Below are 13,411 nucleotides of genomic sequence, written 5' to 3'. Positions count from 1 at the left end.
TGTGAGTTTATGCGGGATAGGTCTCTGTAAGATTGGGTGTTTTAGGAATCTTAATTATCTGAACACAGAGAGTTCACAGTTTATTCACAATGAGGGCAACCTTACTCACATCTCATTTTTTGTGTTGGAACGAGTCACTTGATGTTTGATCCGGCTTGGATTTATGGAGTAGGCTCTGCTCCGTATGGAGGGTGACGAATCATGGATGCAGCTTGCGATTGAAGAGGCTCGATGTGGTGTTGGTTTGACCTCACCTAATCCGGCGGTAGGAGCTGTTATTGTCAAAGACGGGTTATTACTGGGTAAAGGTTGGCATCACAAAGCGGGCTTACCCCACGCGGAGCGAGAGGCGATTGCTGCTGTTACGGCGACATATGGTGTGCAAGCCCTGCGGGGATCTACCATTTATGTGACCTTGGAGCCTTGTTCGAGTCATGGAAAAACACCGCCTTGTACGCAGGGCATACTGGATACGGGGATTTCCCGGGTGGTTTATGGAGCTGAAGACCCCAATCCTCAACATCGCGGTGTTGCTAAGAGTATTCTTGAAGCGGCCGGTGTGGATGTCTGTTCGGAAGTGCTTGCCTCAGCTTGTGAGGATTTGATCCGTGGGTTTGCCAAGGTCCAGCGAACCGGTTTGCCTTGGGTGATTCTGAAATCTGCGCTTAGCCTTGATGGAAGAGTCACCCGACCTCCGGGTGAAGGGCAGTGGTTGACCTCACCTGAATCCAGAGAGCGGGTGCAGCGGATTCGTTTTGAGTGTGATGCTATTATTACCGGAGGAAGGACATTTCGGGTTGATAACCCGTCTTTGACCTTGAGAAGCCCGAGTTTACCACCAAAAGATCAGCCATGGCGCATGGTGATGACGCGCGGTAAAGCGAGTGATCTTCCAAGCAAGCACAAGATGTTTACTGATACGTTTCAATCGAGAACACTGGTTCACGAAGGCGGCAACCCACAGGATGCTTTAAGGCAATTAGCCGATCTTGGCTGCCAGACGGTTTTATTGGAAGCCGGAGGAAGGCTCGTGTCTTCCTTTTTACGGGAATTTTTGGTGGACGAACTGTTTGTTTTTTATGCGCCGATGCTCACTGGCGGCCCTGATCTGGGTTTTGAGGCTGGTTTGGGGTCACTTGAATTATCGGATCAACGATTTGAACGTATCGGCGATGATGTGTTACTGCGTGCTAAAGTAGTCAGCTGATTTTCGTTCACATTTGGATATGATGACCTGATTTTTGACCGAAAGGAATAATATTGGGAGTTTGATGCGTAATGATCGGTATGTCAAAGCTTCACAGACGAACAACACGTAGATCCATCCAGTGCTTATTGCTAGCAGGATTGCTTTTGCCCATCCCCTTGGCTGCTGTTGAAAAAACGCCAGCTGCCAACCTGGATATCCAAGCTCCTGACGCGGAATGGGTGGGAAAAATACAGAAGCTGGCACCGACTAAAGCCCGGGTAAAACCGGAGAAAAAGCGTAAGGTTTTGATGTGTTCCCTTGCGACCGGGTTTTGTCACAAAGTCATTCCTCATGTAAAGGAGGTCATCAATGTCTTGTCCACGACGGGAGCGTTTGAGGTGGTTCATACCGATGATGTACAGATGTTCGATGCCAAATCGTTGAAGCAGTTTGATGCCATTGTGTTGAACAATACTTGTACGAAACGGCCAGAGCGTAATTTGTTTATCGATGCTTTGGCAAAAGATTCATCATTAAACAAAGAACAACAGTTGGCTCGGGCCAAAGAACTCGAAACGGCTTTAATGAACTTTGTTGCGGAAGGTAAAGGTCTGATGGCCATTCATGGTGCGGTTGTGTTTATGAATAAATCAGATTCTTTTGGTGATATGTTAGGAGCAAGTTTTGTTCGTCATCCGAAACGACAGTGGATCACCTTATCTCCCGTGGAGCCAGATCACGCACTCTTGAAGGCATTTCGCGGTGAGAAATTTATCCACGTGGACGAGCCCTATCTATTCAATCGCGCATATGAAGATAAAAACTTCAGACCTTTACTTGAAATGGATGTGTCCAAGCTGGATGAAGGTGCTAAGAAGATCATGAAAGGTGACAGGCGCTACGTTTCATGGATTAAAAAGCACGGCAAAGGTCGCGTGTTTTATGTTTCACCTTCGCATCAGCCGGAAAGCTATCAAAGCAGTCGCATGCTTGAGTTCTATCTGGATGGAATCCAATATGTGTTAGGTGACTTGAAAGTTGACGATTCAGTGAAGTAATTTCCACTGAGCCCAGTATTGGTTTGCTTCATCTGGTGTGATGACCTTGTCTGCCACAATGATGCGATAGTGCCTGCTGCGAACCGGGCTGTTATTGGCGTCAAAGCTTGCGGGTTGTTTCATCACGGGGTTGAAGTTGATAAAGGGAGCACCGTTGTGTGCTTTGGAATCCCAAACACGGAGGCGCTCTTCCGCGTGGTTTAGCTTTTTCGCAGCACTCATAATCAACATGGTGGCTTTGCCAGCCTGCTTATGAATTTCCGTGTCACCATAGACCATGGCCCATGTTGCTGTGGTGCCGTTGGCCTGATCACGCTTGTGACCACCACTACTTAGCAGGGTGCTGTTGGTTTTGTTCCATGCGGCGGTTCCCCGCCATGAAAACCCGCTGTAGCGATACTGGGCGATGCTTGTCTGGGACCCTTGAATCGGTTTCTGGTTTAAGCGAATGTCAATGATGTAGCTATCACCAGCTTGACGTTGAATGGTCAAGTTTCCTGTTTCTTTAATAACTGGCTGATAGGAAGCTGCTTTGCCTTTTGCCGCGGTGTTGATTTCACTATGGTTCTCAAATGAAATACTGACCTTGTTAGCCGATTGATTCAGAATGCCGGCTTGAACACATCGATGTCTTCCCTGTTTTTGTTGGATCTCCCAGGTGTTGTATTTTTTCCCCTGAACCTGAACCATCTTCCATGGCCACCAAAGACCAAAGTGATGCAAATGATCTCCTGGCTGAATACGTGTTAGCTCGAAACCTGCTGGCGTTGTGATCGGGTGCAGAAAAGCACTTCCTGCAAACTTAGCTCCGCCTTTGGCCTGCTGAATCGGTTCATATTGCCAAGCGAGGACAACCTTTCCCCGATCTCTAATTTCTATCTTTCCTTGTGCCTGACTGGCCTCAAATTGAGCATGACCGGTGAGTGTTCCAACGGCTAACAGGAGTGGTGACCATGATGAAGATCGCATCGTATTATTTTTTTCTACTCATGGTGTAAGCATCCATGATGGTTTGGTATTTTACTAGCATGTTAGGAACTTCCCATTCAGGTAATTTTCCATCTTGCAGGTACTTGAGGTATTTTTGAGTGACTTGTGCAAAGTGTCCTTCATGACCGATTTTATATTGATCGGGGATGATGACCTGCCATCCGGTGTTGGTTTTTTTACTGCTCACGCCTGGCCATTGACCTTGAAGTTTGGCGATGGCGGCATCCACCTGGCTTTGTAAGTTTTGTTCCTTTGATGTGGGTTCGATGTACAGGCTGGGTTTGTACCCTTGTTCGGCACCTTGACGAATGACCAGCGCACATTGGCTTCCCTGCATCAATGAGTAATGGGTGTCTTTGGCTCCTTTGGGCGCTTCAAAATTCCAGATTACCGAAACTTTGCAATGAACTCCATTCAGCGTGTAAATCATCTCTCCGTTGCAATCGACCTCCAGCACTTTTTTATCCGTCAGATAAGGGTTGAGTGAGGCGGGGAAGCTATCCAGGCCGGTCGCTTTACTGAACTGGGCCAAGCTGAGCGCGGTCGGCCAGGTTCTGGCTTTGAGCATGTTGACTTGTTCTTGTTTGAGTGTTTGGTTAGGAAAACACTCCCATTGAATCAGGTCGACCAAGTGGGTGGTGACATCGACGATGCCTTCACCTTCCGCTTTGACATCGAAAAACCATGGTGGGCGCTTGAGAGCTTTGCCTGACACATACTTAAAGTAGTGATGCACGCTTTCTTTCGTAACGGCTGGCTTTTCCGGTGTTCCGGCTTCCTGCTTTCCGTAGAGTTCCGGTATTTGCGAGAGTTCACGTTGCAGCATGGTGGTGATTTCATGCCGTTCCGTCATGATGTCGTACAGCAGGACATTGTTTTTCTCGGCAAGCTGAAAGGCTTCCCGCAACTTTTGCATACCGTCGGGGGTGATGACCATGGGTTTGTCCGCAAGGACGTTTAAGCCGGCGCGGACAGATGCCAGAATGTTGTCGGTTTTTTTCGAGTTATCGCCTGCCAGAACCACGAGATTGCCGGACTTTTCCTTGAGCATGCTCGCCAGACTATCCTGGCTTTTGTGTACGGTGGTTTTCCACTGGGTTGGGTTCTCACTGCGTTGATTGAATCCTTCAATCCTCGCGAGGTGCAGATCCAGATCCGGGCTGGCCGGTGCGTAGACGTGAACCTCCGGGCTGATTTCCGGATACATGGATTTTTGTACCAGGGCAGCGTGAAAATGCCCTGGATCGAGCGTCATGATCCGGAAGGGAGCCTCTTTTTCAGCAAGTAGAGGCCCGGAACCGAGTGCTACCAGCCCCACGGTGAGGCTGGCCATCGTGTTTCTGAGTGATGTCATCATCAGTGGGGTTATTTGAGTTTATTGGCGTATTGCTTCACTCCGTATGGGCCGCGTTCGGCGCGAGCGAGCATGGTATTGGCTTCGGCGTCATCGAAGCGTTCCTTGACGGGGTCCCACTTCAGAGGTCGGCCGAGTTTCATGCCAATCCAGGAAACCATACAGGCTGAGCAGGAGCGGTGTCCGGTTTCAACGTTGGTGACGGCGTCTTTGCCTTCATTGACGGCTTGCAGCCAGTCGAGGTGGTGATCCCACTTCGGACTGCGGTGCAGTTGGACATCATCTTTCGAGAGATCGGAGTTCACCCAGCTCTTGTCGCTGGCGTCAAAGGCTTTGCTCTTTTTCCCCGAAGTCGGATCGCTCTTGGTGGCGCTGTAGCTGCCCCGGCTGACCCAAATCCAGCCGTCATCCCCCTCGATCCTCAGACCGTTGGTGAATTTGTGGCTGACTTCCATATCGACGCCATTGGCATACTTGAGTTTAACGTTGTACTCGCCGTGAACATCCCAGAAGCTGTCTTCGCCTGGCCATTTCGCCGATGCATCAACTGCAATTGGCCCTGTAAGCTCGGTATCCATCGCCCAATGCGCGATATCGAGGTGGTGGGACCCCCAACCCGTAATCATGCCGCAGGTGAACTGGTTCTGACGCAGCCAGCCAGGGCGGGTTCTGAATCCTCCCTGCATATGAACACGGTCAACCGCATAAGGAACGTTTGGAGTGCATCCAAGCCACTGCTCGTAATCGAGGTTGTCGGGTACGGGAACAACCTTGCCATTGCCTCCTGCCGGGTCGATGGGCAGACCGATTTGAATCCGGCGGACTTTGCCGATTTTACCATTCCGAACCAGCTGGCAAGCGCGGTGAAATTGCTCGGTCGAGCGTTGCTGGGAGCCAATCTGAAGGATCCGCTTGTTCGCCCGGACGATGTCGGATGCCAGGCGCCCCTCGGCGATGGTCATGGTCAGTGGTTTTTGGACAAAGATGTGCTTTCCGGCGAGGGCGGCTTCGATCACCGGTTGCGCATGCCAGTGATCGGGTGTGCTGATAACAACCGCATCGACGTCGTCGCGTTTAATCAACTCTTTGTAGTCACCACTCATCGTGATCTCAGGAACTGAACCGAGTGATTTTTTGTATGATTTTTCAACCTGCTGTTTTGCCCATTCGGTGCGTTGGCTGTCGACGTCGCAAACGCCCACGATGCGGGCGAGCTTTGGGTGTCTGAGTATGCCCGGGATATCCATGCCCTTGGCAATGCGGCCACATCCGACCTGGACGACCCGCAGGGGTTGTTTGGCTGAGGCTGCAGCGGCTTTCGTCTTACTGGTTAAAATGCTGGGGAAACCTGTGATGGCTGCAGCAGCGGTAGCGTTTTTCAGAAAACGGCGTCGTGATTGAGATGATTGTTGTGTTTTCATAGCAACTGAGTGGTGAATGGCAGGTAGTTTTGCCATATGCCTAATACTTAGACAGGAGGTTGATCTTACACGATGGATCCTGGAAGCCTAGCCCAAGGCTTAAAATGTTCGTATTTGAACGAATTGTGCTCAAATAGGTGATCAACGCTGCTCTACTTTCAAACGCATGAACTGGCATTTGCCTGTACTCTGTGGTGTCAGGCATTGCCACTGGTAGGTGATGGTTCCATCGCCGTTGAAGGTTTCTGAAATCAAGTCAATATCGCTATCGGCTGACGACCATTGACTGAGGTTTTCAGAGTACTGAACGCTGGCTCTGGCAGCTTCAGCCAGTGGGTTGATGGTGAATGTGAGTGTCTGATAATGTTCTACGCCACCAAGGTTATGCATTCCAGTTTGTGGGCGCCCTATGATCAGGTAGTCGATAAGGTCGGCCCGGCCGTTGCCATTGGCGTCGGCAAGCGGGAGAGCTGGAGACTCAGGTAAGACTTCCTTACTTTCCGGTGTGCCGTGGGTGGTTCCAGATGCTCGCCAGTTGTCGGCGAGTCCATGGTCCGGGTTGGACATCGGGTTGATCAGGACGAGGGATGTTCCTTGGCCGTCGGCACTGATCGGCCATGGATATTTATCGTTGTAGGCAAAAGCAATCATGGGGGACCCGCGGTGCAGTAGGGTGATGGTTTCTCCCCCATTACTGAGTTTTCCAGAGTAATTTCCTGCGACCTGTTCCGAGTTGCCGTAGCGGAAGGCATAGGCTGCGCTGTTTTTAGCCAGGACAATACGGCTACCCGGGGTGAGCAAGGGGGTGGGCACGTTGGTAAAATCGAAGTCGATGCCCTCAATGTTGTTATCAAAGGCGAGGTTTCGCAGATCCAGCGTTGTGCTGCCGGTGTTTAGCAATTCAATGAATTCGAAGTCATCGTTGTCGGTAAATCCGGCATTGGATTCGGCGCTTGTGGGCTCGCCCGGGTTATAATTGAACTCGCTGATGACCAGCGTGGATGTGCTCGGTTGAGCGCCGATCGTGAAATGGGCCTCATTAAGCGCGGACCACTCACCGTTGCTGTTTTTTACCCTGGCTTTGACCGTTATGCCTTGGGGGCCGGGTTCCAGGGTGACTGGCCCGGAGTAGGTTTGGGCAGATGTGGAGTTTGAGCCTCCGGTCAGTCGGGGGTCGGATCCATCGGTGGTAAAGAAGATGTTACCGACGTCATCCGGGTTGCTCATCGTGAGTGGGTAGCCTGAGAGGATGGTTCCACCGTGTTGGGAAAAGACGGGGGCTGCCGTATCCGGATAGAGGTTTCGTGAGCGGAGTTGGTTGAGCACGGTGGTTTGCCGGGCTGGAATCCATGTGTTTTTACGGTAGGCGACTTGGGGGAGCCAGTGGTCGATGGTGTTGTAGGGCGTATCAGCGTGTTCATCGCCCCAACGAGCGGATTCGCAGTTCATCGCGGGTTCGAGTTCTTCTGCGATGTCCTGAAAGAGTGTGAGCATATTAGCCAGTGAGTAGACGCCGTCATTGAACATGAGCTTATGGACGCGATCGCCAAAATGCACCTGAAACTCCGGACCTCTACGCAGGCGGTCGTAGATGATTCCCGGACTGCCGGAATCACTGACTCCGGTTCTATCCGAATTGGTCCAAATATAGTGCTCCGGGTCCCAGATATAGAAAAGAAACGGGCCGTTGAGGGTGTCATTCCGGTGAACGTACCAGTTATTGTGTGGCCAGTCGTTGTTTGCCCCCCAGATATTGGCGAACATGTAATCGATGAATTGGTCCTGATCGATCTGGTCGAGGATTTGTTGATGCTGGGTGGCATCGAAACCGCCGGTGTAATTGTTGCATAGCGTCATCAGCGCGTTCCATGCGGTTTTTGTCCCTTGAATGAGTTCTCCCTTGGTTTTGATGACGGTGTAATCGCTTTCATCACCTCCGTTGTGAAGTTCGGCAAACTCTCCGTCCGGCCGTTCGTGGGTATTATAAGGCCCCCAGTACTGGCCGTTGATATAGAGGTGAACCCAGTTGGATGCCACCGTGAGGTTGCCGGTGCGGGCGTGGGCAAGGGTGGCATAGTGGGTGCGGAACTGCAGTGCACTGGTCCGGGAGACCCCCTCCATGGTTCCACTGTCTGAGTGGACCGTCCATGAGTCAAAATAACTACCTCTGAGGACGATATTGGAAACTTCAGTGGGTCCGGTGGATCCCCAGAGTGGATACTTGAAGCGGGAAGATCCGTAATCTTTTCGGAAGGCGATCCGCATGGATTTTTTACCCACGGAGCGCGCCCGGCTGCCCGAGCCTTGCATGCGTAACCCTCCATTGACTTGATAGCCCGGGGAGCCATCCGGGTGGATGATTTCCACCGAGCATTCGCGCTCCCAGGCCGATCCTTCCATGGTTTGGTTGCGGTAAATGCCGTTGCTACCCCAAATGTCTTCAACTGGCATCGTGATGGAAAGCGTCGGCAGTGATTGGAGGTCATCGATGAGGTTCGCGTAGCGAGGGTCATGGATGATTTGCCCGTCCATTTCGTAGTCCCATACCGCGGGGCCTCGGTAATTTGGATCGGTGCTGGCTCTTTCGTAGATGGGTAAGCCGTCACCATCCTGTTTCAGAACATCGTTAAGGAAGAGGTAAGTTTGGGTATCAACATTGGTGGGACGGTAGCCCTCTTTTATTGCGATGGCACGCAAGGTTGTTGTTGTGTGAATGGGAACGATCGCCAGAGGGGTTGAAAACTCGTCGCTGGCAGGAACCTTGGTTCCATTGGTCAGGGACGGCAGTGTGCCATCGGTGGTGTAGATGATGGTCGAACCCGGGTCGTCGCAGGTGACGGTTTCATTGAAAAGGGTGTAATAAAACCCCCGCCCAACTTGAAAGGAGGTGTCACCAAGCAACCCTGCATACGTGGTGCTGCCGTTGATGGTCCCTGGACTTGGTGTGTCAAAATACCCGGTGGTCGTGGCTCCGGCGTCCGCAACCTGGGCAACCAATTCAGCACGGAAAAGGTAGTCTGAGCTACCCGCTGCGGCATTCAGGCCTTGGACCGCGAGGAGGTTGTTGTTGCCAGCCACCAGGTGAGGAATGGTATCGGAGAGGTCGAACTCCTGAAAGACTCCGGCTTGGCTTTCCGGGCTGTTCCCTCCCTCGGTGCTGGAATTCCAGGTTACTGGGTTCGGGGCAAATGAGCTGCCATTTGCCGGGGCAACACCGTTGATATATGAGGCAAAACCATCTTCAAATTTCGCCCGTAAGGTGAGGGAGAGAATATTGTTGGGGTCGATGGTGCTGGTGATTGGAATCCTGATATAGACCGAGGGATTGATGTCACTCATGATGGCCTCAACATCCAGGCCGATGTCGCTGTCATAGCCGGTTTTTTCGTCGTAGCCGACTCCTTGAGTGCCGCTCAGCCATCCTGAGTCATCAAATACCGGTGTGTTGGTTTTCCAGGTGTCACCGACGAGGGTATGGTAGCTGCTGTCCGGGACGTATGCCTTGCAGGCGTCATCCTCGCTGATCAGCACGACTTCATTGGACGGAGTGGAAACACCGTAGGAGGAGCCGGTTTCCTGGGGTGGATAGGATGGGGCGAATTCGCTCGCTACGCTGCCATCCGGGGCGGTGAGAGCAAGGTATTCTCCTGATTGTGAGAGGGAGAAATTGGTGTGTAACTCGGCGTTGCTTTGGGCCCGGTTTTTTCCCGAGGCAAAAACAATCAGGTGTTCACCCGGCCCGAGTGAGATTTCGGGGAACGACCATTTCCCTGGAAGGCTGGCATCATCACTCAGCTTCCAATTGTTGAGGCTGATTGGGCTGCTGCTGTTGTTTTTGATTTCGATCCAATCAGAAGCATCGCCATCTTCGTCGAGGTGGCTGCCATCGTTGGAAGCGACAAACTCACTGATGACCGGATTTGCGGACAGCAAACCTGGCAGCATCACACAGAATGTGGCAGCAAGCAGAGATAGAGATGTGCGTTTCATCAATCGACGTTAGCAACACTACGTTACTCCCCTGAGAGGTTCACGGGAGATGCTGTGGTTTATTTTAAAAACCACTTGCAGGTGTGTAGCTATACGTCGCGCCCAGTGTATTGGGCGGAGGCGAGTGGCCTACAGCTGATGGTATTCCTGCAGTGTGGTGACCGTGAGCTCATTTTCCTGAAGTGAGCGGATGGCTAGGATCGAGGCTTCCGCCGCAGACAGGTTGGTGCAGTGGGAGATCTTATGGGCGACTGCCGCAGAGCGGATCCGGACTTCATCCTCGCGTGCTTCGTGACCACTCGGTGTGTTGATACTGAACTGGATTTCTCCATTTTTCATCATATCGAGCACGTTCGGGCGTTTTCTTTCCGCGAGCTTGTAGAGGCGATTGACTTCAATACCTTCGTCATTAAAGCGGCGGTAGGTTCCTCCGGTGGCGTGGATGGCAAACCCGAGATCGGCGAGATCCTTGGCGACCTGAACGGCGCGGTCTTTGTCGCGGTCGTTGACCGAGAAGAAGACGTTGCCACCCGTTGGCAGTGGGTTGAAGGCGCTGATTTGGGCTTTGGCGTAAGCCATGCCCATGTCCTGATCGATGCCCATGACTTCACCGGTGGATTTCATCTCAGGCCCGAGCACGATATCGATGCCCGGGAACTTCGGCCATGGGAAAACGGCTTCCTTGACGCAGTAGTGACCGGGAAGTTGCTCCTCGGTGAAGCCGAGCTCCTTGAGCGTTTTGCCCACCATGATTTTTGCAGCCAGTTTGGCCAGGGGCACGCCAATGGATTTTGATACAAAGGGAACGGTGCGTGAGGCACGCGGGTTGACTTCAATGACGTAAAGCTCCTCGTCCTTGACAGCGAACTGGATGTTCATCAAGCCGCGCACTTTGAGTTCACGGGCAAGATCTTTAGCCGCTTTGATGATTTGCTCTTTGATAGATTCTGATAGAGAGAACGCCGGGATCACACACGCTGAGTCACCGGAGTGAATACCGGCTTGTTCAATGTGCTGCATGATGGCTCCAACAACAGAGGTTTCACCATCGGAAATACAATCGACATCCACTTCGGTCGCAGCTTCCAGGAAGCGGTCGACAAGAACCGGACGATCCGGTGATACGTCCACGGCCTCGTTCATGTAGTGAGTGAGCTCAGCATCGTTGTAGACAATCATCATGGCGCGTCCACCAAGGACGAATGATGGTCTAACCAATACTGGGTAGCCGATTCTTTGGGCAACCTTCACCGCCTCTTCTGCACTAACAGCCGTTCCGGCTTCGGCTTGTTTCAGGCCGATTCTATCAAGGAGTGCGGAGAAAAACTTACGGTCTTCGGCGAGTTCGATGGATTCTGGAGAGGTGCCGATGATCGGAACGCCGTGGCGCTTGAGGTCTGCTGCCAGGTTGAGCGGTGTCTGGCCACCAAACTGGACGATTACGCCATCTGGTTTTTCCTGATCACAGATGTTGAGCACATCTTCCAGGGTCAAAGGCTCAAAGTAGAGTTTGTCACTGGTGTCGTAGTCCGTGGAGACGGTCTCCGGGTTGGAGTTTACCATTACAGTTTCATAATCCAGCTCTTTGAGTGCGAAGGCGGCGTGCACACAGCAGTAATCAAACTCAATGCCTTGTCCGATTCGGTTAGGACCACCACCGAGGATAACAATTTTCTTTTTATCGGTTTCGCGTGCTTCGTTTTCATCACCGTAGGTAGAGTAGTAATACGGTGTCATGGCTTCGAACTCGGCAGCGCAGGTGTCGACCAGGCGGTAGGTCGGGATGATGCCTTCCGCTTTACGCTGGGCGCGGACTTCGTCCTGACTGATGCCTTTAGCGTGGGCGATCTGGTGATCGGAAAACCCGAGCCGTTTGGCTTTACGTAAGTCGAGCTCGGCAAGCTTGTTGCCTTCATCCACGATTTGTTTCAGATGCTCGAGGAACCAAAAATCGATTGTGGTGGCTTCGAAGACTTCATCGATGGTCCAGCCTTGTTCGAATGCGGTTTTGAGCCAGAAGATCCGTTCCGCGTTTGGCACGTGGAGTTTTCGCTCAATTTCTTCCCGGGTTGGGTTTTTCGGTCCTTTGCCATCGAACCCGAATCCGAAGCGGCCGGTTTCGAGGGAGCGCAAGGCCTTTTGCATCGACTCCTTGAAGGTGCGGCCGATGGACATGGCTTCACCGACGGCCTTCATCTGGGTGGTGAGCACCGAGTCGGCGGTTGGGAATTTTTCGAAGGTGAAACGTGGCAGTTTGGTCACCACATAATCGATGGTGGGCTCGAAGGACGCCGGGGTTTCGCGGGTGATATCGTTTGGAAGTTCATCCAAGGTGTAGCCGACGGCAAGTTTGGCGGCGATCTTGGCAATCGGGAAGCCGGTCGCCTTGGATGCAAGTGCGGATGAACGTGAGACCCGCGGGTTCATTTCGATGACGATGCAGCGGCCATCCTCAGGGTTGACGGAAAACTGGATGTTCGAACCTCCGGTCTCGACTCCAATTTCGCGGATGCAGGCAAAAGAGGCATCCCGCATGATTTGATACTCCCGGTCCGAAAGCGTTTGGGCGGGGGCCACGGTAATGGAGTCTCCGGTATGAACACCCATGGGGTCGAGGTTTTCAATGGAACAGATCACCACACAGTTGTCGGCGCTGTCGCGCATCACTTCCATTTCATACTCTTTCCATCCGAGCAGGCTTTCCTCGATGAGGACTTCGTTGACGGGAGAGAGATCGATTCCCCGGGTGACGATGGTTTCAAATTCTTCTTTGTTGTAGGCGATACCACCTCCGGTTCCCCCGAGGGTGAAGGCCGGGCGGATGATCAGCGGGTAGGTCCCGATTTCTTCAGCAATGACACGGCCCTCTTCCATGGTGTGGGCAACCCCACTCAGCGGCAGGTCCAGCCCAATTTTTAGCATGGCTTCCTTGAAGCGGAGTCGGTCTTCTCCCTTGTCAATGGCATCGGCATTGGCGCCGATCATACGCACATTGTATTTGTCCAGCACTCCGGACTTGAAGAGATCCATCGAGGTGTTGAGTGCGGTCTGGCCACCGAGGGTCGGCAACAAGGCATCCGGTTTCTCACGGGCGATGATCTTTTCAACGACTTCCGGAGTGATCGGTTCGATGAAGGTGCGCGGTGCAAACTCGGGGTCGGTCATGATCGTCGCCGGATTGGAATTGACCAGGATGACTTCATAGCCCTCTTCGCGCAGAGCTTTGCATGCCTGTACGCCGGAATAATCAAATTCACAGCCTTGTCCAATCACGATCGGGCCGGAGCCGATCACCAGAATTTTTTGAATTGTTACGTCTTTAGGCATCGGGTGTTGCTAAATTTGAAGGATTTATGCCGAGTTTGTCCGACTTGTAAAGCACCTCTCGACGATTTACTTCATTTTTCTC

7 protein-coding genes are annotated in these 13,411 nt (G+C 52.3%); 2 read left to right on the top strand and 5 right to left on the bottom strand.

Features of this window, described 5'->3' with window-relative positions:
- Window positions 1–184 precede the first annotated feature (184 nt).
- Entirely contained in the window at window positions 185–1,207 is a 1,023-nt protein-coding gene (ribD, locus tag HW115_RS04860) for a bifunctional diaminohydroxyphosphoribosylaminopyrimidine deaminase/5-amino-6-(5-phosphoribosylamino)uracil reductase RibD (RefSeq protein WP_178931476.1), read from the top strand.
- A gap of 158 nt (window positions 1,208–1,365) precedes the next feature.
- A complete protein-coding gene (locus tag HW115_RS04855) occupies window positions 1,366–2,247 on the top strand; it encodes a ThuA domain-containing protein (RefSeq protein WP_178931475.1) in 882 nt (293 codons plus the stop codon).
- Here the strand turns inward: HW115_RS04855 and HW115_RS04850 are convergent.
- The 5 genes from HW115_RS04850 to carB form a co-directional block, all read right to left on the bottom strand.
- Window positions 2,236–3,216, bottom strand: a complete 981-nt coding sequence (locus HW115_RS04850; protein WP_178931474.1) for a DUF6807 family protein — start codon at window positions 3,214–3,216, stop codon at window positions 2,236–2,238. The genes HW115_RS04855 and HW115_RS04850 overlap by 12 nt on opposite strands.
- A gap of 4 nt (window positions 3,217–3,220) precedes the next feature.
- Complete coding sequence (locus HW115_RS04845) at window positions 3,221–4,594, bottom strand: putative oxidoreductase C-terminal domain-containing protein (protein ID WP_178931473.1); 1,374 nt, start codon at window positions 4,592–4,594, stop codon at window positions 3,221–3,223.
- Window positions 4,595–4,602: 8 nt separating this feature from the next.
- Window positions 4,603–6,012, bottom strand: coding sequence for a Gfo/Idh/MocA family protein (locus HW115_RS04840; RefSeq protein WP_178931472.1), 1,410 nt, complete (start codon window positions 6,010–6,012; stop codon window positions 4,603–4,605).
- A gap of 141 nt (window positions 6,013–6,153) precedes the next feature.
- The gene (locus tag HW115_RS04835; RefSeq protein ID WP_178931471.1) at window positions 6,154–10,002 is read right to left on the bottom strand and encodes a lamin tail domain-containing protein; all 3,849 of its coding nucleotides are present in this window, start codon (window positions 10,000–10,002) and stop codon (window positions 6,154–6,156) included.
- Window positions 10,003–10,131: 129 nt separating this feature from the next.
- Window positions 10,132–13,329: a carbamoyl-phosphate synthase large subunit gene (gene carB / locus HW115_RS04830; RefSeq protein WP_178931470.1), complete on the bottom strand. Its 3,198-nt coding sequence runs from the start codon at window positions 13,327–13,329 to the stop codon at window positions 10,132–10,134.
- Window positions 13,330–13,411: the final 82 nt, after the last annotated feature.

It is taken from the genome of Oceaniferula marina, assembly GCF_013391475.1.
Taxonomy (GTDB): Bacteria; Verrucomicrobiota; Verrucomicrobiia; order Verrucomicrobiales; family Akkermansiaceae; genus Oceaniferula; species Oceaniferula marina.
Note: the sequence above shows the minus strand (reverse complement) of the source record. Positions and strands in the feature narration are given on the sequence as shown.

Excerpts from the sequence above, each read along its gene's own strand:
- HW115_RS04840 (WP_178931472.1), bottom strand. The coding sequence starts at position 6,012 with ATGAAAACACAACAATCATCTCAATCACGACGCCGTTTTCTGAAAAAC.
- carB (WP_178931470.1), bottom strand. The coding sequence starts at position 13,329 with ATGCCTAAAGACGTAACAATTCAAAAAATTCTGGTGATCGGCTCCGGC.
- HW115_RS04845 (WP_178931473.1), bottom strand. The coding sequence starts at position 4,594 with ATGATGACATCACTCAGAAACACGATGGCCAGCCTCACCGTGGGGCTG.
- HW115_RS04850 (WP_178931474.1), bottom strand. The coding sequence starts at position 3,216 with ATGCGATCTTCATCATGGTCACCACTCCTGTTAGCCGTTGGAACACTC.
- HW115_RS04835 (WP_178931471.1), bottom strand. The coding sequence starts at position 10,002 with ATGAAACGCACATCTCTATCTCTGCTTGCTGCCACATTCTGTGTGATG.
- ribD (WP_178931476.1), top strand. The coding sequence starts at position 185 with ATGGAGGGTGACGAATCATGGATGCAGCTTGCGATTGAAGAGGCTCGA.